This window comes from Yersinia proxima, assembly GCF_902170785.1.
GTDB classification, from domain to species: Bacteria; Pseudomonadota; Gammaproteobacteria; order Enterobacterales; family Enterobacteriaceae; genus Yersinia; species Yersinia proxima.
The window spans coordinates 102463-126046 of record NZ_CABHYG010000024.1 but is presented as its reverse complement, the minus strand read 5'-3'; the positions used below and the strand labels follow the sequence as shown (position 1 = coordinate 126046).

Sequence of the window (23584 nt, the reverse complement as noted above, 5' to 3'; positions counted from 1 at the left end):
ATAATAATAGGTCTCTCCTACATGCAACAGCACTTCCATTTTGATGCCATTGTTATTGGCTCGGGTCCTGGCGGTGAAGGCGCCGCTATGGGGTTGGTCAAGCAAGGTGCCCGCGTTGCCGTGATTGAACGGTACAGTAATGTGGGCGGTGGTTGCACCCATTGGGGCACTATCCCTTCCAAAGCCTTGCGCCACGCCGTTAGCCGTATTATCGAGTTCAATCAAAACCCACTCTACAGCGACAATGCCCGAACTATCAGTTCTTCTTTTTCTGATATTTTAAACCATGCGGACCGTGTTATTAACCAGCAAACCCGTATGCGACAAGGCTTTTATGATCGTAATCACTGCCAAATGTTCTCCGGCGATGCTAGTTTTATTGATGCCAATACCATCAACGTGCGTTATGCAGATGGTACTAGCGATACATTGCGAGCCGAGAATATCGTGATTGCGACTGGCTCACGCCCCTATCGCCCGGCAAATGTTGATTTTACCCACGAACGCATTTACGACAGCGATACTATTTTACAGCTCAGCCATGAGCCCCAACACGTCATTATCTATGGTGCCGGAGTTATTGGCTGTGAATACGCTTCAATTTTCCGTGGCTTGAGTGTCAAAGTTGATTTAATCAATACCCGCGACCGCCTGCTGGCTTTCCTCGATCAGGAAATGTCAGATGCCCTCTCATACCATTTCTGGAATAACGGCGTGGTTATCCGCCACAACGAAGAGTTTGAGCAAATTGAAGGGACAGTTGATGGAGTGATTGTCCATCTGAAGTCAGGTAAAAAGGTCAAAGCGGATTGCTTGCTGTATGCCAATGGGCGCACCGGTAATACCAGTGGCTTAGGCTTAGAGAAAATTGGACTGGAAGCGGATAGCCGTGGCTTGTTGAAGGTCAACAGCATGTATCAGACAGCACTTCCCCATGTGTATGCAGTTGGGGATGTGATTGGCTACCCAAGTCTTGCCTCTGCGGCTTATGACCAAGGGCGAATTGCAGCACAGGCAATGATCAAAGGCGAAGCGAATACTCACCTGATCGAAGATATTCCAACCGGAATTTATACTATTCCGGAAATCAGTTCAGTGGGTAAAACAGAGCAAGATCTGACGGCGATGAAAGTCCCCTACGAGGTGGGTCGTGCGCAATTTAAACATCTCGCACGGGCGCAAATTGTTGGCATGGATACTGGCAGTTTAAAAATCCTGTTCCATCGGGAGACTAAGCAGATCCTCGGTATTCATTGCTTTGGTGAACGTGCGGCTGAAATTATCCACATCGGACAGGCCATCATGGAACAAAAAGGAGAAGGCAATACTATCGAATACTTCGTTAATACTACCTTCAACTATCCAACTATGGCGGAAGCCTACCGAGTGGCAGCACTCAATGGATTAAACCGCTTGTTCTAACTTTTGGTTTATAACATCTGGATTCATGCGCGGTTGCATGTGTTCACGTATTGCCTCGGCAAGTTGCTCATAGCGGCCACGCAATGGGGAGCCGGGGCGATACACTAACGCAATGGTGCGCTTGGGTACTGGCTTGTAGCATTCCAGATAACAAACACCATCACGCTTTCTTTCATTCGGTACTGCCAGTGATGGCAATAGCGTAATTCCGCTACCCGCTGCAACCATGTTGCGCAGTGTTTCCAAGCTGGTAGCACGGAAATGAGTGTCTTCATCAGCGCCCGCCTGGAAGCAAAAACCCATCGCCTGATCACGCAAACAGTGACCATCTTCCAGCATCAGCAATTTCTCGCCCGCCAGCTCATGCATCTGCACTTTGTCACGATCAGCCCATGGATGATCAGCATAAATCGCCAATTGCATCGGCTCATCGAAGAGTGGAACTTCAATAAAGGCTTCAGTTTCTTTAACCAGAGCCAGAATAGCGCAATCGAGTTTACCGCTATCCAACTGTGCCAGAAGGTTTTGGGTTTGCGCTTCGTGTAGATACATTTCCAATTTTGGGAAGGTTTGATGCAACATCGGTATGATTTGTGGCAACAAATAAGGCCCAACAGTAGGAATAAGACCAATATGCAGTGGACCAGACATACTCTCACCCTGCAAACTGGCCATCTCTTTAAGCACTTTCACTTCTCGCAATACTGTTCTGGCTTGTTCCACCAGCAATAAACCTGCCTGTGTGAACAGCACCTTACGACTGGTGCGCTCTAACAACATCACGCCCAGTTCATCTTCCAGTTTACGAATCTGGCCACTTAATGTGGGTTGACTGACATGACAAGAGTCGGCTGCGCGCCGGAAATGCCTGAACTCAGCCAGCGCCACTAGGTATTCTAAATCACGAATATTCATCGGTGCTCCGCTTTATGATAGCCATTAACGATAGATAAGATAGCAATCAGTGATTAGAACTATCAAGTGATAAAATGAATAATGTGTCCCAACGAAGAGATACCCAGAAAAATTTAGATATTTTATTTTCTAATTAAGGAGTTACAGATGTTTACTAGCCAAGAAGGTAAAAAAATCCCACAAGTCACTTTCCATACCCGTCAGGGCGACCAGTGGGTTGATGTAACTACCGATGAGTTGTTTAACAATAAAACTGTCATCGTATTTTCACTACCGGGTGCCTTTACCCCGACTTGTTCTTCCAGCCATCTGCCGCGTTATAACGAACTGGCCGGTGTGTTTAAACAGCACGGTGTTGATAGCATTCTGTGTGTATCGGTCAATGATACTTTCGTGATGAATGCCTGGAAAGCCGATCAGAATGCAGAAAATATCACTTTCATTCCTGATGGCAACGGCGAATTCACCAAAGGTATGAATATGCTGGTTGAGAAAGCGGATCTGGGCTTCGGGCCACGTTCATGGCGTTATTCCATGCTGGTACGTAACGGCGTGGTTGAGAAAATGTTTGTCGAGCCGAACAAACCAGGCGACCCGTTTGAAGTGTCTGACGCTGACACCATGCTGAAATATTTGGCTCCTGATTTTAAAGTGCAGGAATCAGTTTCTGTCTTTACCAAACCGGGCTGCCCATTCTGCGCCAAAGCCAAACAGATGCTGCAAGATCGCGGTATTCAGTATGAAGAAATCGTGCTGGGTAAAGATGCCACCACCGTCAGTCTACGCGCTGTTACTGGCCGTGGGACAGTGCCACAAGTGTTTATCGGTGGCCGCCACATTGGTGGTAGTGATGATTTAGAAAATTACTTATCTGCTTAATAATATTAATAGAATGAAGATATAGTGAATACCCAAAGTCATTGGAGTTGCAGCTAGGCAGCAAGTGAACTCATCCCGATGAGCTTACTTATTTTTTAAGGTCAAGACCAGTAAGTAATTCGGGTGCGGAAACGTAGCTAACAACCCTGCGACTTCAAATACGAAGGGTATGCTTGGTAGGCTTCGGCCTACCCTTTTTTCCTGTTATGGAGCAGACATGAAAACCTTAAACGTTGATGTCGCCGTGATTGGCGGCGGCACTGCCGGGCTTGGCGCTTATCGCGCCGCCAAACTGGCGACCCCCAATGTAGTAATGATTGAAGGTGGCGAGTACGGCACTACCTGTGCCCGCGTCGGTTGCATGCCATCCAAACTGCTGATTGCGGCAGCTGAAGCTGTACATCAGATTGAAAAAGCCCCTGGTTTTGGTATCCACCCGCAAGGCAACATTCTGATTAATGGCCGCGAAGTTATGGATCGCGTAAAACGCGAGCGCGACCGCTTTGTGGGTTTTGTGCTGGAAGGTGTCGATAACATTCCGGCTAATGACAAAATTCAGGGTTATGCCCGTTTTATTGATGACAACACACTACAAGTTGATGATCACACTCGTATTGTTGCACAGCGCATTGTCATTGCTACTGGCTCTCGCCCAAGCTGGCCTGCCGCCTGGAATGAGTTGGGTGATCGGCTTATCGTCAACGACGACGTATTCAACTGGGACGATTTACCCGAATCGGTCGCCGTTTTCGGGCCAGGGGTTATCGGGCTGGAACTTGGCCAGGCACTGCATCGACTTGGTGTCCAAGTCAAAATGTTCGGCGTGGGTGGTGGTGTCGGCCCGCTAACAGACAGTATTGTGCGTAATTACGCAGCAAAAACCTTGGGTGAAGAGTTCTATCTCAACCCAGATGTGAAAGTTGAAGTGATGCAGCGCGAAGGGGATAAAGTCTTTATCCGCTATCTGGATGAAGCCGGTTCACCACAAGAAATCATGGTGGATTATGTTTTAGCTGCCACAGGCCGCCGCCCGAATGTCGATAAACTGGGTTTGGAAAATACCTCACTGGTGCTTGACGATCGTGGTGTTCCGCCAGCTGACCGGCTGACAATGCAGACTAGCGTGCCGCATATCTTTATTGCTGGTGATGCCAGCAACCAATTACCTTTACTGCATGAAGCCAGTGATCAGGCTCGTATCGCGGGAGTAAACGCCGGTGGGTTCCCTGAAGTGGTGCCAGGTTTGCGCCGCAGCCCAATCTCCGTGGTGTTCTCTGACCCACAAATCGCGATGGTTGGTTCTACGTTTCGTGAATTGTCGCAAAAATTCAGTGCATGCGGTTGCTTTGAAATTGGTGAAGTCTCTTTTGAGAATCAAGGCCGCTCACGGGTCATGCTGAAAAACAAAGGTATCTTGCGAGTTTATGGCGAACAGGGAACAGGTCGTTTCCTGGGTGCCGAGATGATGGGGCCAAGTGCTGAACATATTGCCCATCTGCTGGCCTGGGCACATCAACAGCAAATGACCATAAACCAGATGCTGGATATGCCATTCTACCACCCCGTGATTGAGGAAGGTTTGCGTACAGCATTGCGTGATTTGCAGTCTAAATTGAAACTAGGTACTGACGAGGCCGAACGCTGCCTGCGCTGCCCTGGTGAATAATATTGCGGCTAATCTTTTAACAATAATTCAGCCGGGCTTTACGCCCGGTTTTTTATCCTTTAGTTATCCGTACTGCCCCGAGAATATTGCGCTATTCATCGTTTTTTATTCTTAAGATCAAAATCAACAGGCATAGCCAATGAGACTTGCCCATTTGATAACAGCTCGGCAGGTGGCAATGGTAAGGGTTGAGCGCGTTTAATCACTGCCAATGCTTCTTGATCTAAAGCAGCGGCCCCACTGCTCTTAATCAGCATCGTCGATAGTACATATCCCTCTTTATTGACCACAAAACGAATAATTGCTGTCCCTTGCTGGTGCTGTTTTCTGGCTATCGGGGGATAACGTTTAAATCCTGCCAGATGCCCTTGTAAGCGGCTTTTCCAATTCATTTTGCTCTTTTGACTTTGCAAAGAATGGCTATTCGCCGCTGCTGCAACTTGATGACTTTCGCCAGACAAGGGCGTACTGATGACGACGGCAGGTGTAGAAGGATTATCAGCGTTTTCAGTTACCGGTTTACTGACAGGGCGGCGCGGCGCGCTGATTTTTTGTTGTGGCCGTTTTTTGGGGGGAACTTCCACTTTTTTTTCAACAACCAATGAAGCATCAGTATGCTCAGGCGCAGTCAGTATATGACTCACCTCCTCTGACTGATCTTCCAACGGCTCTGCTGTTGGCTCGTTGAAGTCCTGACTGATACCCACCACCGGGTCTTGCTGCAAATTCGGAGTAAACTCCGGTTCTGCCGACAACGCGAGCATAATCGCCACAGGCGTGACATCGATATCTGTCGGAGGCAAGAATGGGTTACTCATCATCCATATTAAATAAACATGGATACTACTTGTTAAGAACGCACTGCCCCACCAAAGCATAATACTGCGATTAGTTTGCTGTATATTCATCAATTAAATCACTATATCAATTATTATCAGTTAGTTACCTCCAAAATCACTCTTCAGCAAAAGCGACGTACAGACGATCTGTTAAGGGTTTAAACAGATAATTAAGTAATGAGCGCTCCCCAGTACGGATAAAAATATCAACCGACATACCGGGCCGAATTTCCAGCTCGGTTTGCGTGGTATCAATGGCGACAGTTAAAGGATAATAAGGCTCTAAAGTGTGCTGATGCTGTATTCGATCCGCACCTACGTGTAATACCGAACCTTGTAAGCGCGGAGTGTTGCTTTGATTAAAAGCCGAGAAATTCAGATCCACCGGTAGCCCGACTATCACCTTGTCAATTAAGGAAACCGGAAGCTGAGCCTCGGCCAGGAGTGGTTGCCCACTGGGAACCAATTCCATCAATGTTTGCCCGGTGCTGACCATCTCCCCCACAGTATGTAGCGCGAGCGCGATAACCGTGCCACTGACCGGTGCATAAATTCGCGTGTTATCTAATTCGTATTCCGCGACACTCAAACGCTGCTCTAACTCTTGGGTGTTTTGCTGTGCTTTGGCCAGTTGTTCGCGATTCTCACTTTTATACTGCTCACGGCGTTGTAAGATATGCTGCTCTGTTTCGCTAATTTGCTTGTGAAGCTCCAAAATCTCACTGGTATTCTTTTCTATATTTGCACTCAATGAAATCGCCTGACGCTCCATCTCTAACAGTTGGCTTTGAGCAACATGACCATTTTTTGCCAATAACTGAACCCCCTGCAATTGCCGCTGGAATAGGTCAAATTGGCGCTGGTTATGGCTACGTGCCACTTGTAATCCATCCAACCGACTTTCGTGACGGGTAATTTGTGCTGATAATCGCGCAATTTCGCTCAACTGTGCCTGGCGACGATGGAGAAATAGTTGCTGCTGCAACACTGTATTACGCTCAACTACAGCTTGTGCTGGATGTTGAAGCAATGCAGGAGAGAAGGTGATTGTCGGTAATTCATGTTGCTCGGCCGTGAGACGAGACTCCTGAGCAAGCGCACCCAAATACTGATTTTGTAAATTATCGCGATGACTAAGTAGCGCAGTATCATCCAGAGTGATAAGTAATTGTCCTTGCGTGACGTCATCGCCTTCAGAAACATGTAATTGCTGGATACGCCCTCCTTGCAGCGGTTGAACCAACTTACGGTTCTCTGCCACAACAATATGCCCCATTACCGCAATACCTTTATCCAAAGGAGCCAGCCCCGCCCACAACAAAGAACCGATAAAGCCGCCACAAACCAATAATGCACCCAAGCCAAGATATCTCCCGCTATTGGTTTGTAGTGGTGGATGTTGACTTAAATTATTAGCCGAAGAATGGTCAGATTTAGGTAACATTAGTGATGACTCCATCCGTGGATATATAGTTAACATGTGGATATATAGTTAACATTATGATTTTTGTGATGCTGCGCGAGCAGGAACGACAGCATATGACATACCGCCACCCCAAGATTTTTGGTTGCCCGGTGTTTTGATTTCGGCATTGACCACCGGTTTATCTGTGCCCTTTATCTGCTGTAGAACCATCGAAGTACGATCGAACAACTCCATCCGCCCCTTATTGAGTAACAACAAGAAATCGCTACCTGATAATAATTCTGGCTTATGGGTGATCATCACAATGGTACAACCCTGCTGTTTGAGTTGGGCTATGCTTGCCAATAAGGCTTTTTCGCCATCCTTATCCAGACTGGCATTGGGTTCATCCAACACAATAAGTCGTGGCACACCATACATTGCCCGCGCCAAAGCAATACGCTGACGCTGACCGCCGGATAGTTCCTCCCCCCCGTCGCCAAGCTGAGTGTCATAGCCCTGCGGTAAATGTAGGATTAAATCGTGTACCCCCGCCATTTGAGCTGCCGCAACTACTTTTGCGGTATCTATGGTGCCAAAGCGTGCAATGTTTTCCGCAATCGAACCGCGAAATAGCTGAATGTCTTGCGGCAAGTAGCCAATAAATTGACCCAGGTGAGTTTTATCCCATTGAGAAATATTTGCGCTATCCAGCCGCACCGAGCCGCTAAAGGCCGGTTTACATGCCACCAATAGTTTTGCTAAAGTCGATTTGCCACTGCCCGATGCTCCTAAAACACCCAAAACATCACCAGCCTGCAATTCAAAATCAATGGAATATAAAATGGGAATATGTGTACCCGGCTTACACACCGTCAGTTGCGTCACATTGAGCTTTCCTGTGGGGGGGGAGAGCGCCATACCTGTTGGTACAGGTGGATGCTCAGCCAATAAATGGACGAGGCGCAAATAAGATAATCGTGCATGGCTCCATTGTTTCCAGACGGCAATCAATTGATCAATAGGCCCCAATACTCGTCCGATTAAGATGGAGCCGGCAATCATGACACCAGCCGTAATTGCACCATCAATGACCAGTAATGCCCCCAGCCCTAACATCATTGATTGCAAAGCCTGACGACTGGATTTGGATGCCGCAGTGACCTGACTGCTTTTATCACTGGCTACATTTTGCTGATAAAGGAAACGTGAATGCTGTGCTAACCAACGTTCGCGTAATGCATCTAGCATCCCCATCGCTTCAATTGCATCTGCATTACGCAAGTTTGCATTCGCCTGTTGTGTTGCTTGTGAGGTGACGGTGGATGCTTCTTTCAATGGCTTTTTACACACCCACTGGTTAAGCCAGGCCAAAAAAATCAGTACACAAGCCCCAGATGCCGCTAATACACCTAGCCAGGGATGGAGCACAAAAATAACCAGTAAATAAAGTGGGAACCAGGGGGCATCAAAAAAGGCAAACAGGGCATTACCGGTCGCAAACTGCCGTAAAGAGGTGAGGTCATTCAGCGCTTGGGCGGCTGGAGTGGTATGCCCCATAAGCTGGGACGCAAAGGCGGCATTAAAAACCCGTTGATTAAGTTGCATATCAATACGCGTTCCGAGCCGAATGACTATCGCGCTGCGAATCCACTCAAGTAAGCCAATAAAGACAAATATTCCCAGAACAAGAATAGTGAGCATCAACAAAGTCATGGTATTAGCTGATGCCAGAACACGGTCATAAACTTGCAACATATAAATAGCAGGAGCCAACATTAAAAGATTAATCACTGCTGTAAAAAGTCCGATCCCCCACAAGCTCTTCTTGTGGCCGGCCAGAACAGAAAGAATTGTCAGCGAATCTGAAGAAAGGTCGGCAATTTTTTGTGACTTCATGGCATCCATTTCCATTCTGATAATATTTTATCGTAAAATCACGGGCAACCAATTTTTATATAAATAGTTTATTTGTCAGAATATATAAATTCATGGGTAAGTTAATTTCCATAATAACCACCAAAGTAGTAAATATAGAAATGTATTGTGATGGCATCATTTATCCATCCGAAACAATCCTCCAGTATATTTAAGCAACCAACAATATATCATTGCCAACAGTCGCGCCTATTGTGTCAATGACTGGCATGTTTAATTGGCTGGAAATCGCCATATCTTTAAGTGGTGTATTGACATCAATACCTTGCGTTTTTAATATCTCCAAGAATATATCTGCATTTCCTTTCTTTAAATTAAACCCTATCTGATGCAGATCATTCTTCTGGTTTTCGGTTGCATTCTCCGAATAATCATACTCACCAATGATATTTAAATTATTAAATATCAGTTGAGGCTCCACTAAATGCTTTTCAATTATAATGTTATTTTCTCCATTTTGAATAATCCCTTTCTTACCTAACTCTAAACTTTCCACTTTGCCGTAGAGAGTCTTGTTAAATAAATTAAATCTTATCTCCCCACTCAAAATTATTGTGGCTTTATCTCCCGATGTATTAATGACCGAAAATTGTTCGAACTGCCTAATCATAGTATTTTTAAGACCATGAAAACCAGAAAAGTTACGCCCATCTTCGGTGGGAAGATTAAAGTCATCTATCCATTTTTGGGTATATGAGTGAATGGTTTCATCTTTTATACTTTCATTAAATCTGATAGTTACCGTCATAATAATATCCTTTTAACTTATGACTAAGATGTAGTTCAGCGCCAGGTCAGAGAAGAATTTAAGCAGCTAATAATATTTCCGTGTTATTAGCTGTACCCACCGCATCAATCACTGGTGTACCGGTAATAACATCAAACTGGCTGGCAATTGTTAAGTCTTTGAGTGGTGTATTGACGTCAATACCTTGAGCTTTAAGAATATCCAACAGTGGATCCGTGTTACCTTTCAACAAATTATAGACTCCCAAGTCCTTACCTCCCTGATAGTAAATATCTTGCCATAAGGCGTAATCCAAGGTGGGCATTGAGCTTTCAACATCAACCCGAATATCTAACCCACTTATATCTAATTGCACTTGCTGTAAAAGAAGCTGATGTGGTTGTTTTTTCATACCGTCATTGATAATAGGAACTAAGGCTTCACCAAACTCCAGGCTGACGTTGACGTCAATAGATGGATCATCTGCAACTTTTTTAAGTGCTATCACTATCGCGGCATTACTCTCTACCTGATTATGGTGAGTACTTGCTGCTACATATTTTATGCTATCAGCAGGAGGTATGGGATAAGCAGAAGCATTGAAAGTATAATCAACCCCAGTCGTCCATAGCATGTTGCCAAAATTAGTAGCCCACTGTTGGCTGTATGAAGAGATAGTTTCATTGGCTATATTTTCATGATACTTAATCGTTATTGTCATATTAATATCCTTTTAATTTAAGGTTAATATTAGAATCAGTAAAATTAAGCAACTAATAATAATCCGCTTTCATCTGTTGTACCCACTGTATCAATCACTGGAATATTGGTAATAACATCAAACTGGCTGGCAATTGCTAAATCTTTGAGCGGTGTATTGACGTCAACTCCTTGGGATTGAAGAATTTTCAACATTGGGATGGGATTACCTCTCAATAAATTGTACGTACCTTGATCCTCGCCACCTTCGTAAGGCCTTTCTGGTACGGCACTCATGGTACGAGACAATGAACATACTGAATTATAAAAGTCATTTTTAATATTTAAACCATCTATCTTCAACTGTACTTGCTCAAGCTGCATTGCAGTATTATCAGTATGAGGAATTAATAAATCACCAAATTCAAGATATTGGATATAATTCTCACTAGACATTCGTCCATCTTCACCCATTAAAGTCCCTCCAATAATTATTGCTTCATTCTCATAAGGGCTTTGAAATCCAGCAATGGCGATTTTATTATTACTGATGTCTGTGCCTCTAGAGAAACCATATAGTTCCTCAATATTAAATGCATGAGTCAAGTCTCCATAAGCAGTGGCCCACTGTTGAGTATAGGTTAAGATTGTTTCATCTTTAATTAATTTACTATATTTTATAGTTACAGTCATAACAACACCCTTTTGTTAATGATTAATCTATGATTCATAATTACACCAAGGAACAACTTAAGCAGCTAATAATATACTGCTTTCATCTGTTGCACCCACTGTATCAATCACTGGAATATTAGTAACAACATCAAACTGACTGGCAATTGCTAAATCTTTGAGCGGTGTATTGACGTCAACTCCTTGGGATTGAAGAATTTCCAATATATGAGCATTATTTCCTCTCAGCAGACCGTATACACCAAGTTCCATATTGCTTGGATATTCATTGTTGACAAACATCGCAAAAATAACCTCAACCATCGAAATATCAATGTCATCTGAAATAGCTAGCCCACTGAATTCCAATTGTACTTGTTGGAGTTGAAGTTGATGATATTGAGGAGAATTTAAATCAGCATCTGGAATAGGGATTAAATAATTGCCAAACTGCAAACCCTCACACTCACCAGGAATTAAGATGGGTTGCATTGATTCCTTGATTCCATTAGCTTTAAGTACCGTCGCCGCATGCATTCCCTTAGATTCCATCACTATTGCAGCTTTACTTTGAGGGGAAGTGCTTTCAATTGCATATTTCACACCAACAGTGGGAAGAGTTGGCCCAGCCGAGTATATGTGATGTTTTTTTTCACTCGATTCCGAAACTACGTCACCAAAGTCATTGGCCCACCAATAAGTATAAGAGGAAATAGTTTCGTATTTAAATTCTTCCTGATATTTAATAGTAATTGTCATATTTAAATCCTTTTATAAAATATGAACCACCGCCGCACCCAATATAGCAAAGTACGGTGGTGGCGCACTTACACTTATTACACTTATTACACTTATTACACTTATTACACTTATTACACTTATTACACTTATTATTACAACTACACTAACACTTATTGCACAACAGCTAGATCCGACCAGAAAATCCTTTTCCGGAAGTCTTACTTAAGCAGCTAATAACATATCACTGCTTTCAACTACACCAACGGTATCAATCATTGGCATATCTGATACCATAACTTCGAATTGGCTGGCGATAGCCATATCTTTCAGTGGGGTATTAACATCAATGCCTTTAGCGGTGAGTACTTCCAACAGTGGATCGGCATTACCTCGCATAAGTCCATATATGGATTTATGCATATCCCCTTGATGGTTCTCTGCCATATTCTTACTAGGGTCAAATCCACCGGTAATATCTAAATCGGACATCTTCAATTGCAGTTTGTCAAGCCGTTTACCAATGCCATTGGCATTATCGCTCAAGTTCTCACCCAACTCCAGACTGTCTATTTTACCGTAGAACGTATGCTGAGGCATAAAGGTGTACTCCAGATTTCCTTCAACAATCATCGCAGTACTAACACCACTGTGCGAGCTGCCAACTGAATATTGAGTACCATCAAACATAGTACCACCGGCAAATTGCCCAAAGTCCTTGGAATAACCCTCGGCTTGGGTATCTTTTATATCACCATGAGCCGTGGCCCACTGTTTAGTATAAGAAGTTAGAGTATCATTACTGAATTGACTTTGATATTTGATAGTTACTGTCATAATAAATTTCCTTATCGTTAACAACAATAATATGACTCATCATTGAGTCACGTGACTACAGATGAAATTATTATTCCATCTGAATATTTTAAATTAAATATTTAGTCTCTTTATTTTAATAACTAAAATTTATATTCAAAACCACCCTGAATAGTTCTTCCACGATTTGGCGCGAAAGAAAGTGAATCACCATAACTAATAAGATAAGCGCGGTTAGTTATATTTTCGATTGAACTACGCAAAGTTAAATTATTAGTTACCTTATAACTGGCATAAACATCAAATATGGTATACTTGGGCCAATCAGCAACATAAGCGGTATTAGCATGGCCTTTGTTATTGATAACTGATTTATCTTGGTGTCCTTTGTTATAACGAATAACGGTGCCGAGATCCAGCTTTTTATCAAAAAGTCTTCCACCTAAAGTTAAGCTACCGCGATCACCCGGTAAATAGGCAGAGGAACCAAATAAGTTCTTTGCTTCAAGGCAATCAACTCTATTATTTATATCATCTCTATCAATAGAGTAGTTTCCATTACTTGCTATATTCTTTACACCGCCTAGCCAGGCCCTTTTTGAACAAAAAGTATTTACACCAATCATTCTGGTATAATTTAAACTGGTATAAAACAACCCCATATCATAACTTAATTGATATTCCAGGCCTCGAAAACGAGTAACAAGTAAATTATTAATATAAGTCGCATTGGTAAAGCTCCCGCCGCCATGCAGTGGTTTAGTCTTGGATAGCTCAAGATTGATATAATCAGTAACGCGAGTATCAAAGTAGGCCAGCTTGGCGACTAAGCGATCTTCTGCAATAAACAGATGGCTGTGTTGAATATTCATGCCAGCTTCCCAGGCTTTGGAATGCTCTGCTGCCAACACAGGATTGGGTAAGATCCAACCATGACCATGTGCGCTCCCCGTGGCCAGCACCTCAGTAATTGCCGGTGGCCGCCAGGATTTGCCGTAATTACCAAAAAACTCCAGCCACTGCACGCCGGGTTTGATGCCGAGAGCTGCTGTGGGTGACAGTTGTTGTTCACGGCGATCTATATCCCAGGTCATTTTCAACGGCCAGTTAAATGAGCATCGTTTTCTCATTTCAAGATGTTGCTCATGTCTCTTTTTGTGGCAGGGATTTTCACGGGTATAGTCTCCGAGGAAATTTTTGCTGTACATCCAGGTATTGCCCTGTAAGCGAAATTGATCATAACGCAGCCCGCCTTCCAGCCGCAGCCAATCATGATAGTTGTAGTTAAGCTGGGCAAAGGTGCTGGTAATGGTGCGCTTGCCGGGCGGGGTGATGCCAAGCATTGATGCATGCGTTGAGTTGCCGGTGGAGCGGTCACTAAACCACTCAAGACCATAGTTGAGACGGAATTGATGGTAGTCGGCAAGGCTAAAAAAACTAGTATTTTGCAGTTGTAAACCACGGGTACTTAAGCGGGTTTGAGTCCAAAATTTATCACGGAAAACAATATTGGCATTATGAGTATCTGTTTTATCATCGGTATCAACGTAATAGATTTTTGCCGTCATACCCAGCCAGGCGATATGCCCGGGATTGAGGCTATAATCCAGCCCAATATTGCGATTCAGCACATCACTCACACTGCTGCTTATCCAGCCATGCCTTCCTTTTCCTGGGCCTTCTTTTACGTTAGTCATAAAACCAGTATTAGGACTATGTATTTGTGTTTGTAGATAACTAAATGTCAATCGTTGATCGGCGGGTAGATTCCAGCCCAACTTGGCCAGATGCGACTGCATTCTATAATTGGTGAACGGCACTTTATTATTCTTAATATCATAATTAAACTTCTCTGTGGCGGTGCCAAATCGAATATCTCCCAAAGTTCCTTTATTACCCGGCCAATAATCGCTTAAATTGCGCTCGCTGATAGCAATTAATATATCGCCATATTTATTCCCCAATGCCTGCACGGCGCTGCCAATAAAATTTGTGCCATTATCACCGGTAAGAACGCGGATTTGGCCGCCAATTTCTTTCCCCAGTTCAAGAAAGTTACTGGCATTAATTGTATTGAACGTTGCAATACCTCCTATTACCCCCGCGCCGCCAATACCGCTGGTAACCCCCTTTTCAATCACCACATTATCCAATATTTCCGGATCGATATACATCACACCATGGCGCTGACCGTGACCACTTTTCATAAAGTTTTGCCGCATGCCATCAATATTCATATTGATGCGGCCATAATCCTGAATGCCACGAATATTCACTGAAAGTGCAGGGTCTTGTTGACTAACGCTGGAATAGACACCGGAGGTTTGTTCCAATATATCCGCCGCATGGCGAGCTGGTCGACTATCGAGCTGTTCGCGAGAAATTTCACTAACAGAACGGAGCTCATCGTAAACCCAGTCCCCCTCATGAGCGTTACTGGTTCCCTCAACTTTTAGCTCATCTAATACTATGTCATGTTCATTGGCGGGTATTACGGTGGTTTCAGCATTGATTCTCTCTGAATAGCCCTGAGTGGCTAACGCCAAGAATATACCGAATGTAACTCTATTTATCGTATTTATTGTTATTCTTTTATCTCTTACTATATTATCCATTTATAAGATTTCATCCTTATTAGTATAAAAGCAATACGTCAATTAATTATTAGCCATTGTTTAAATGGTATTCACTATGAAATTTAGCCATAGGATTACCGCCAAATAATAAAAAATATCCGGTGACTAAAATGATATTTTATTGCATGGGCTAAATAAGTTACGTCATCAAATAAATGGGGCATTAAATTTAAAAATAAAGTAGTTACTTTATTAGAGGATTCAATAATATTTTTCAGTAAGATCTACTATTATTTCACCTAAGTAATATTCATTTATTTTTTTAATGCTAGTAGAGGTTTTACTATATCGCCATTATTTGATAATGATTATCATAATCATTTGTGGTTATAAACTCAACTGTCTATTAAGAATAAAATGGCAGGTTACTGATGATATTGATTTAGTAGAAGAAATAAATAATGGATAAATAGCGATAGCTGTTACGTGGATTAAAGATTTATAAATAAAACCAGTAACGAATAAAATATATTTAAGCATTTATAACGCAAAACGGGCCACATTAATTGTGGCCCGCTGCAACATTAACCAATACTCTGCGAATTAAAATAAACGCGCTTTAGCCTCAGCAATGGCCGATGCGACTTGTTGGGGTGACACGCCGCCTTTAGCAACTCGCTTATCTAAACAAGATTGCAATGCCAGAATCGGATAAACATCATCGCCAATCACTGCACTGAATTTTTGCAAGTCACTTAGTGATAAAGCCTCTAATGCTTTCCCCTGACGAATAGCCTCAACCACCGCTTCACCAACAATATGGTGTGCCTCACGGAATGGCACTCCTTTGGCAACCAGATAATCAGCTAACTCAGTCGCATTGGCATAACCTTGCTCAGCCGCTTCTTTGCAACGCGGGCGTTTCACCTGAATGCCATCCAATACCAGCGCCGCCATATGCAAGCAGTCAAGCCAGGTATCGAGCGCATCAAACAGCCCTTCTTTGTCTTCTTGCATGTCTTTGTTATAAGCCAGAGGCAGGCCTTTGAGCGTCATCATCATCCCAGTCAATGCACCCTGCACCCGACCACATTTCCCACGGATTAATTCCAGCGCATCTGGATTTTTCTTTTGCGGCATCAGGGAAGAGCCAGACGTAACACGATCCGATAAATCAACGAAAGCAGCTTCGCCGCTGTTGAAAAAAATCAGATCTTCAGCAAAACGGGACAAATGCACCATACCAATACTGGCATCAGACAGTAATTCCAACACATGGTCACGGTCAGAAACGCTGTCCAGACTATTACGAGTCGCCGAAGCAAAACCTAACCAACCCGCCAGTTGTTCGCGATCGATAGCGTAGGCCGTTCCAGCTAAAGCGCCACTGCCTAACGGGCTGACATCCAGGCGTTTCAAGGTATCTTGCAGGCGGCTTTCATCACGAGCCAGCATTTCAGCATAGGCCAGACACCAGTGTGCAAAGGTCACAGGTTGAGCACGCTGCAAATGGGTATAACCCGGCATCACAGCATCCTGATTGGCTTCGGCAGTGATAACCAGCGCTTGTTGCAATTGCTGCACGGCGGTTTCCAATTCGGTTATCTGAAATTTGCACCACAACTTCAGATCAGTTGCCACCTGGTCGTTACGGCTGCGCCCGGTATGCAGTTTTTTGCCTAAATCACCGACTTTATCGATCAGTTTGGTTTCTACCCAACTGTGAATATCTTCCGCATCACTGTTCAAAATAGCCTGTGGATCGGCCTGAACTTCCTCTAATAAAACAGAGAGCGCCTGCTCAAGTTGTTGCTGTTCTGCCGCCGTTAAAACGCCGACCGTGACCAGTGCTTTCGACCAGGCAACAGAACCTATAATATCCTGCTCTGCCAGTCGGTAATCAAACCGCAGGGAATCGTTAAATTGCTTAAAACGCTGATCTGCCGCCTGACTGAACCGTCCGCCCCACAATGCCATAATCTTTCTTCCCTAATTTCAGAATAAAAACTCATAATATACCCAAAGTAGTTGGAGTGGCAGCAAGGCAGCAAACGCACGAATCCCGTTGAGCTGACTCAAGTCAGTGATTCGGGTGAGTAAGAGCCGCTAACACCGCTGCAACTTCAAATAAGAAGGGTATTTAGGCCAAAATACGCGTGCCAATTGGCACTCCGTTAAACAGCGCCGGTAACTGATCTGCATGACGCCAACTGGCGATATCCACCGGACGGCCCAATGAACGAGCCGCATCCAGCGCCGCATTCACTTTAACCACCATGCCGTCAGTGATGATGCCCTGCGCGATCAGTTGCTCGGCTTTCTGTGCGGTCATTTCAGCAATGCGCTGGCCTTTACCATCTAAAATCCCGCTAACATCGGACAGCAAAATTAAATCGGCTCCCAATGTCGCGGCCAAAGCCGTCGCGGCCTGATCGGCATTTACATTCATCAGGCTGCCCTCTTTAGTAATACCAATAGAGCTGATGATAGGCATGTAATTTGCGGCCAGTAAGGTTTGTACTAAAGCCGGTGAGCCAGCTTCGGCTTTGCCCACATGACCAAGTGCTGCATCCAGCGGGGTGACCGACACGGTGTTACCATCACCCAAACATAAGCCAACAGCATTGATGTCATGTTTCACCGCCCAGGCCAGCAATGTTTTGTTGGCAGTACCCGCCAATGCACCAGTAATAATGTCAATTTGATCTGCTGGTGTCACACGCAGGCCGTTTTTCTTCACCACCGGCAACGCGAGTTTTTTCATCAGATCATCAACCAGACAACCACCACCGTGCATAATCACAAGCGGGCGCTCATGCTTCTCACGATAGGTCACCAATGCAGTAAACAGGCGTTCCAGCGCTTCTTCGCTGTCGAGCAACACGCCACCTAATTTAATGACCAACGGGTTTATCATGTTTCGCCTCGATATAATTGAAAAAAATGTCAGTTCCGGCTCGGTTATAACCTCTGCTGCTTAGCGTTTTATTGCTCACAACAGAGATTGGGTTTCCGCAAAGCCAAAACGTATATTCATGCATTGCACCGCCTGGGCCGCCGCGCCTTTGAGCAGGTTATCTTCTGTCGCGACAATAATTAAATGTTCACCCTGCACAGAGAAACCGATATCACAGAAAGGTAGACCCACCACCGCTTTTAGCGCCGGTACGCCTTGCTTATAGAGCCGCACTAATGGCTTATCCTGATAGGCATTATGGTATGCCTCAGCGATATCTTGTGCTGTCACACCCGCATTCAGACGGCAGGTAATGGTCGCCAAAATACCGCGGGCGAAATTCCCCAAGTGTGGGGTAAAAATCACTGGCGTACCAAGGTGGGCGACAATTTCCGGCTGATGACGATGATTAAACAAACCATAGGGTTGCAAACTCACTTCACAGAAACTGTTGCCAATACTGGCTTTACGCCCTGCGCCACTGACTCCGCTGACGGCGTTAATCACTGGCCATTGCGCATCATTGAGCAAATCACCATCAACCAACGGCTTAAGCGCTAGTTGGGATGCGGTTGGATAACAACCTGGTACTGCGATCAATTGAGCCTGTTTAATTTGTTCAGCCTGCCATTCAGCTAATCCATAAACTGCTTTATCCAGCCAATCGGCATGTTGATGCTCAAAACCGTAATATTGACTATAAAACGCCGTATCCTGGACGCGGAATGCACCGGAGAGATCGAATACCACACAACCCGCTGCCAGAAATTGTGGCGCTAAATCATGGCTGACCTCATGAGCGGTAGCGAGGAAGACAACATCCACACCTTTTGCCGCTTGAGCCACATCCACCAAGGGTTGTAGCGGAAGATCAATAATGCCTTTTAGTTGCGGATGCAGATCAGAAAGTAATTTTCCTGCATCTGCACTTTGCGCTGAAACCGTTAAACCGGTTATGTTCATATGTGGGTGACGATTAAGGTAAGCGGTAAGCTCCGCTCCGGCATAGCCGCTGGCACCAACAATTAGCGTATTCAACATGGGTTCAGTTCACCTTGCCCTTCGTGCTTTGGGTATAAAAATGTTATTCGGTATAAAGACATAAGTAGTCAAAACCGACATTTGGGTTCTCAGCAAGGTTTTACTGTTCCCCCACGTGATTGAGCATTGACATTTTCGTAAATTTAAGGGTGTTTTTAGGTTCCCTTACGTTCAGGCTTAATGTATTTTTATTCATAATTAATGCATGAATATTGATACTACCCTAACCAAAGGCTGTCAACAGTGAAGATGAAATTACCTCCATTTATTGAGCTGTATCGGGCGCTAATCGCAACGCCATCGATCAGCGCAACCGATAGCGCCCTCGATCAAAGCAATGAGGCGTTAATCAACTTGTTGGCCGGATGGTTTGCTGATCTGGGTTTTCGCGTCGAAATCCAGCCAGTACCGGATACACGCCACAAATTTAACCTACTTGCCTCTATTGGTGAAAAAAACAGCGGTGAGGGCAATGGAGGGCTACTATTGGCCGGTCATACCGATACCGTACCTTACGATGAAGGCCGTTGGACACGCGACCCTTTCACGCTGACCGAACATGACAATAAATTGTATGGTCTGGGTACTGCCGACATGAAAGGCTTCTTTGCCTTTATTCTTGATGCGGTGCGTGATATCGATGCCAGCACATTGAGTAAGCCGCTGTATATCCTCGCAACCGCTGATGAAGAAACTACCATGGCGGGCGCACGCTATTTTGCCGCTTCCACCCAATTACGCCCTGACTTTGCCATTATCGGTGAGCCAACATCACTGCAACCGGTGCGCGCGCACAAAGGCCATATTTCCAATGCGATTCGTATTACCGGTCAGTCCGGCCATTCCAGTGATCCGGCGCGTGGCGTGAATGCTATTGATTTGATGCATGAATCTATTACCGAACTAATGAAGCTGCGTACCACTTTGCAAGAGCGTTATAACAACCCGGCATTTGCCATCCCTTATCCGACAATGAATTTCGGTCATATTAATGGCGGTGATGCTGCGAACCGTATCTGTGCTTGCTGTGAATTACATATGGATATCCGCCCGTTGCCGGGGCTGACATTAAGTGATCTGGATGAATTGATGACCGAAGCACTGGCTCCTGTTAGTGCGCGCTGGCCGGGTCGCTTGAGTATTGACCAACTGCATCCACCAATTCCGGGCTATGAATGTCCGACAGATCATCATATGGTCGGGGTTATCGAGAAATTACTGGGTGAGCGCACGGCGGTGGTGAACTACTGCACCGAAGCCCCGTTTATTCAGCAAATCTGCCCGACATTGGTGCTGGGGCCAGGCTCCATCAATCAAGCCCATCAGCCGGATGAATTTATCGACATGGCCTTTATCGAGCCAACGCGTGAGCTGATTGGTCAATTAGTCGATCATTTCTGTCAGCAATAGTTACCTCTTATGGGGTAGGTGATCAATTTTGCCCATTAGAAAGACTGATAACCTGCCTCTGGTAATTAAATTTCAGAAATATCCCCAAAAATGATGTTTTTTTGCTGAAAATAGTGTCAATTGGGGTATGGAATTGAATGTGGCGAGTGGATTTTTCCATCTCAGCGTCTTGGGTGAAATTAATTTACATACTCATCAAGTTACGAAGGGTACTAAAAGAAATCATATGAACGAACAATATTCCGCAATGCGAAGTAACGTCAGTATGCTCGGTACGCTACTCGGGGACACCATCAAGGAAGCGCTCGGTGAACACATCCTTGAAAAAGTAGAAACCATCCGTAAATTATCCAAATCTTCGCGTGCCGGTAATGAAGCGAGCCGTCAGGAACTGCTGACAACGCTGCAAAATTTATCCAACGACGAACTGCTGCCGGTCGCCCGTGCTTTTAGCCAATTCCTCAATTTGACGAATACGGCAGAGCAATATCACAGCATTTCACCGCATGGCGAAGCCGCAAGTAACCCGGAAGCTCTGGCCCAACTATTCACCCGCTTAAAAGACAAAAAGCTGAGCGAGCAAGACATGCGCAGCGCGGTTGATGAGTTATCCATTGAACTGGTATTGACCGCTCACCCAACCGAAATTACCCGCCGTACCCTGATTCATAAACTGGTCGAAGTGAATACCTGCCTGAGCCAGTTGGATCACAATGATTTAGCCGATTACGAACGCAACAAGATCATGCGTCGTTTGCGGCAATTAGTCGCACAATCATGGCATACTGATGAAATTCGTAAAATTCGCCCCTCCCCGGTTGATGAAGCCAAATGGGGCTTTGCGGTGGTTGAAAACAGCTTATGGGAAGGTGTGCCAGCTTTCCTGCGTGAATTTAACGAGCAGTTGCAAAACTCTCTCGATTACCGCTTGCCGGTAGAAGCGGTGCCGATCCGCTTCACTTCATGGATGGGTGGCGACCGTGACGGTAACCCGAATGTCACCGCTGAAATTACCCGCCATGTGCTATTACTGAGCCGCTGGAAAGCGACCGATTTGTTCCTACGTGATATTCAGGTATTGGTGTCAGAGCTTTCCATGTCGGAATGTACGCCGGAACTGCGTGAATTGGCAGGCGGCGAAGAGGTGCTCGAACCTTATCGTGAGCTGATGAAGCGCGTGCGCACTCAGTTGACCAATACTCAGGCTTATCTGGAAGCACGCCTGAAGGGCGAGCGCGTATTACCGCCAACGGATTTACTGGTCAGCAATGACCAACTGTGGGATCCGCTATACGCCTGTTATCAATCCCTGAAAGCCTGTGGCATGGAGATTATCGCCAACGGCCAGTTACTCGATACCTTGCGCCGTGTGCGCTGCTTTGGTGTGCCATTGGTGCGTATCGATGTGCGTCAGGAAAGCACCCGTCATACCGATGCTATTGCTGAACTGACCCGCTATCTGGGCCTCGGTGATTATGAAAGCTGGTCTGAAGCGGACAAACAAGCCTTCCTGATCCGCGAACTGAATTCCAAGCGCCCACTGGTTCCGCTGAAATGGGAACCCAGTGCCGATACCCAAGAAGTGCTGGAAACCTGTCGGGTGATTGCCGAAGCGCCGCAAGGTTCTATCGCCGCTTATGTGATTTCCATGGCAAAAGTGCCATCGGATGTGCTGGCGGTGCATTTGCTGCTGAAAGAAGCCGGTTGCCCATTCACTCTGCCAGTCGCGCCATTGTTCGAAACGCTCGATGACCTGAACAATGCCGATGACGTGATGACCCAGCTACTGAATATCGACTGGTATCGCGGCCTGATCCAAGGCAAGCAGATGGTGATGATTGGCTATTCTGACTCAGCGAAAGATGCCGGTGTGATGGCGGCGTCCTGGGCGCAATATCGCGCGCAGGATGCATTAATCAAAACCTGTGAGAAAGCCGGTATCTCCCTGACACTGTTCCATGGTCGCGGCGGTTCTATCGGCCGTGGTGGTGCTCCTGCACACGCCGCGCTGCTTTCTCAGCCTCCGGGCAGCCTGAAAGGCGGCTTACGCGTCACCGAACAAGGTGAGATGATTCGCTTTAAGTTTGGTCTGCCGGAAGTCACCATCAGCAGTCTGGCCCTGTATGCCAGTGCGGTGCTGGAAGCCAATTTGTTACCGCCGCCGGAACCGAAGAAAGAGTGGAATGAGGTGATGGATATTCTGTCTGATGCCTCTTGTGAGATGTATCGCGGCTATGTTCGTGAGAATCCACAGTTCGTTCCTTACTTCCGCGCCGCCACCCCTGAACTGGAATTGGGCAAGCTGCCATTGGGTTCACGCCCAGCCAAACGCCGTCCGAATGGCGGGGTAGAAAGCCTGCGTGCTATTCCGTGGATCTTTGCCTGGACCCAAAACCGCCTGATGTTACCCGCCTGGCTGGGTGCCGGTGCCGGTTTGCAGAAAGCCATCGATGCCGGTAAGAAAGAAGTATTAGCCACCATGTGTCGTGACTGGCCGTTCTTCTCAACCCGTATCGGTATGCTGGAAATGGTGTTTGCCAAAGCCGATTTGTGGCTGGCTGAATATTACGATCAGCGTCTGGTGGATAAATCATTGTGGCCGTTAGGCCAGCAATTACGCGACCAACTGGCATCTGATATTAAAGTGGTGCTGGCCATTGCCAACGATGATCACTTGATGGCGGATTTGCCGTGGATTGCTGAGTCGATTGCACTGCGTAATGTCTATACCGACCCACTAAACGTGTTGCAAGCGGAGCTGTTGCACCGTTCGCGCCAGCAAGAAAATGCCGCAGATGCCCGTGTTGAGCAAGCATTGATGGTGACCATTGCTGGGGTAGCAGCAGGGATGCGCAATACCGGCTAGTCGCCAATCGCACGATATA

At 45.5% G+C, this 23584-nt stretch carries 18 protein-coding genes; 5 read left to right on the top strand and 13 right to left on the bottom strand.

From position 1 onward, the window contains the following. Positions 1-21 precede the first annotated feature (21 nt). A complete protein-coding gene (sthA, locus tag FTB31_RS21445; protein WP_050076976.1) occupies positions 22-1422 on the top strand; it encodes a Si-specific NAD(P)(+) transhydrogenase in 1401 nt (466 codons plus the stop codon). Here sthA and oxyR read toward each other — a convergent pair. After that, positions 1405-2337 carry a DNA-binding transcriptional regulator OxyR gene (oxyR, locus tag FTB31_RS21440; RefSeq protein ID WP_050076975.1) on the bottom strand — a complete coding sequence of 311 codons (933 nt, stop codon included), beginning with the start codon at positions 2335-2337 and terminating at the stop codon, positions 1405-1407. The genes sthA and oxyR overlap by 18 nt on opposite strands. A gap of 147 nt (positions 2338-2484) precedes the next feature. Between oxyR and FTB31_RS21435 the strand changes: the two genes are divergently transcribed. Together FTB31_RS21435 and FTB31_RS21430 are read left to right on the top strand one after the other, a co-directional pair. After that, positions 2485-3216 carry a glutathione peroxidase gene (locus FTB31_RS21435; protein WP_050076974.1) on the top strand — a complete coding sequence of 244 codons (732 nt, stop codon included), beginning with the start codon at positions 2485-2487 and terminating at the stop codon, positions 3214-3216. A gap of 217 nt (positions 3217-3433) precedes the next feature. Beyond that, positions 3434-4882 (top strand): dihydrolipoyl dehydrogenase, encoded by a 1449-nt coding sequence (locus FTB31_RS21430; protein ID WP_077175592.1) that lies wholly within the window; start codon positions 3434-3436, stop codon positions 4880-4882. Positions 4883-4977: 95 nt separating this feature from the next. Here the strand turns inward: FTB31_RS21430 and FTB31_RS21425 are convergent, their stop codons facing one another. The 12 genes from FTB31_RS21425 to argC all read right to left on the bottom strand — a co-directional run bounded on the left by FTB31_RS21425 (position 4978) and on the right by argC (position 19289). Next, positions 4978-5793: an energy transducer TonB gene (locus FTB31_RS21425; RefSeq protein WP_227731769.1), complete on the bottom strand. Its 816-nt coding sequence runs from the start codon at positions 5791-5793 to the stop codon at positions 4978-4980. A gap of 43 nt (positions 5794-5836) precedes the next feature. Next, positions 5837-7165, bottom strand: a complete 1329-nt coding sequence (locus FTB31_RS21420) for an HlyD family type I secretion periplasmic adaptor subunit (protein WP_175631763.1) — start codon at positions 7163-7165, stop codon at positions 5837-5839. Between the two features lie 54 nt (positions 7166-7219). Continuing rightward, positions 7220-9040, bottom strand: coding sequence for a type I secretion system permease/ATPase (locus FTB31_RS21415; protein ID WP_175628131.1), 1821 nt, complete (start codon positions 9038-9040; stop codon positions 7220-7222). A 175-nt stretch (positions 9041-9215) separates the two neighbouring features. After that, positions 9216-9812 carry a heme acquisition protein HasA gene (locus FTB31_RS21410; protein WP_227731768.1) on the bottom strand — a complete coding sequence of 199 codons (597 nt, stop codon included), beginning with the start codon at positions 9810-9812 and terminating at the stop codon, positions 9216-9218. 58 nt (positions 9813-9870) lie between these two features. Continuing rightward, positions 9871-10512, bottom strand: a complete 642-nt coding sequence (locus FTB31_RS21405; RefSeq protein WP_227731767.1) for a heme acquisition protein HasA — start codon at positions 10510-10512, stop codon at positions 9871-9873. A 44-nt stretch (positions 10513-10556) separates the two neighbouring features. Next, a complete protein-coding gene (locus FTB31_RS21400; RefSeq protein ID WP_227731766.1) occupies positions 10557-11183 on the bottom strand; it encodes a heme acquisition protein HasA in 627 nt (208 codons plus the stop codon). A gap of 57 nt (positions 11184-11240) precedes the next feature. Further along, a complete protein-coding gene (locus FTB31_RS21395; protein WP_227731765.1) occupies positions 11241-11921 on the bottom strand; it encodes a heme acquisition protein HasA in 681 nt (226 codons plus the stop codon). Between the two features lie 204 nt (positions 11922-12125). Continuing rightward, positions 12126-12737: a heme acquisition protein HasA gene (locus FTB31_RS21390; protein ID WP_227731764.1), complete on the bottom strand. Its 612-nt coding sequence runs from the start codon at positions 12735-12737 to the stop codon at positions 12126-12128. A 122-nt stretch (positions 12738-12859) separates the two neighbouring features. Further along, complete coding sequence (locus tag FTB31_RS21385) at positions 12860-15331, bottom strand: TonB-dependent hemoglobin/transferrin/lactoferrin family receptor (RefSeq protein ID WP_227731763.1); 2472 nt, start codon at positions 15329-15331, stop codon at positions 12860-12862. 564 nt (positions 15332-15895) lie between these two features. After that, on the bottom strand, positions 15896-17269 hold the full coding sequence (argH, locus tag FTB31_RS21380) for an argininosuccinate lyase (protein ID WP_077295680.1): 1374 nt from the start codon (positions 17267-17269) through the stop codon (positions 15896-15898). Positions 17270-17432: 163 nt separating this feature from the next. Then, positions 17433-18209: an acetylglutamate kinase gene (argB, locus tag FTB31_RS21375; RefSeq protein WP_019084401.1), complete on the bottom strand. Its 777-nt coding sequence runs from the start codon at positions 18207-18209 to the stop codon at positions 17433-17435. A 75-nt stretch (positions 18210-18284) separates the two neighbouring features. Continuing rightward, complete coding sequence (argC, locus tag FTB31_RS21370) at positions 18285-19289, bottom strand: N-acetyl-gamma-glutamyl-phosphate reductase (protein WP_077175585.1); 1005 nt, start codon at positions 19287-19289, stop codon at positions 18285-18287. A gap of 249 nt (positions 19290-19538) precedes the next feature. Between argC and argE the strand changes: the two genes are divergently transcribed. Further along, positions 19539-20699, top strand: coding sequence for an acetylornithine deacetylase (gene argE, locus FTB31_RS21365; protein ID WP_050076962.1), 1161 nt, complete (start codon positions 19539-19541; stop codon positions 20697-20699). 226 nt (positions 20700-20925) lie between these two features. Next, a complete protein-coding gene (gene ppc / locus FTB31_RS21360; RefSeq protein ID WP_077175584.1) occupies positions 20926-23565 on the top strand; it encodes a phosphoenolpyruvate carboxylase in 2640 nt (879 codons plus the stop codon). Positions 23566-23584: the final 19 nt, after the last annotated feature.

Bases quoted from the DNA above. Each gene is read 5' to 3' on its own strand.
- FTB31_RS21410 (WP_227731768.1), bottom strand. From the start codon at position 9,812: ATGACGGTAACTATCAGATTTAATGAAAGTATAAAAGATGAAACCATT.
- FTB31_RS21400 (WP_227731766.1), bottom strand. From the start codon at position 11,183: ATGACTGTAACTATAAAATATAGTAAATTAATTAAAGATGAAACAATC.
- FTB31_RS21395 (WP_227731765.1), bottom strand. From the start codon at position 11,921: ATGACAATTACTATTAAATATCAGGAAGAATTTAAATACGAAACTATT.
- argH (WP_077295680.1), bottom strand. From the start codon at position 17,269: ATGGCATTGTGGGGCGGACGGTTCAGTCAGGCGGCAGATCAGCGTTTT.
- sthA (WP_050076976.1), top strand. From the start codon at position 22: ATGCAACAGCACTTCCATTTTGATGCCATTGTTATTGGCTCGGGTCCT.
- ppc (WP_077175584.1), top strand. From the start codon at position 20,926: ATGAACGAACAATATTCCGCAATGCGAAGTAACGTCAGTATGCTCGGT.
- FTB31_RS21390 (WP_227731764.1), bottom strand. From the start codon at position 12,737: ATGACAGTAACTATCAAATATCAAAGTCAATTCAGTAATGATACTCTA.
- FTB31_RS21405 (WP_227731767.1), bottom strand. From the start codon at position 10,512: ATGACAATAACGATTAAGTATCATGAAAATATAGCCAATGAAACTATC.
- FTB31_RS21435 (WP_050076974.1), top strand. From the start codon at position 2,485: ATGTTTACTAGCCAAGAAGGTAAAAAAATCCCACAAGTCACTTTCCAT.
- FTB31_RS21430 (WP_077175592.1), top strand. From the start codon at position 3,434: ATGAAAACCTTAAACGTTGATGTCGCCGTGATTGGCGGCGGCACTGCC.
- FTB31_RS21385 (WP_227731763.1), bottom strand. From the start codon at position 15,331: ATGGATAATATAGTAAGAGATAAAAGAATAACAATAAATACGATAAAT.
- argC (WP_077175585.1), bottom strand. From the start codon at position 19,289: ATGTTGAATACGCTAATTGTTGGTGCCAGCGGCTATGCCGGAGCGGAG.
- argB (WP_019084401.1), bottom strand. From the start codon at position 18,209: ATGATAAACCCGTTGGTCATTAAATTAGGTGGCGTGTTGCTCGACAGC.
- FTB31_RS21415 (WP_175628131.1), bottom strand. From the start codon at position 9,040: ATGGAAATGGATGCCATGAAGTCACAAAAAATTGCCGACCTTTCTTCA.
- argE (WP_050076962.1), top strand. From the start codon at position 19,539: ATGAAATTACCTCCATTTATTGAGCTGTATCGGGCGCTAATCGCAACG.
- FTB31_RS21420 (WP_175631763.1), bottom strand. From the start codon at position 7,165: ATGTTACCTAAATCTGACCATTCTTCGGCTAATAATTTAAGTCAACAT.
- oxyR (WP_050076975.1), bottom strand. From the start codon at position 2,337: ATGAATATTCGTGATTTAGAATACCTAGTGGCGCTGGCTGAGTTCAGG.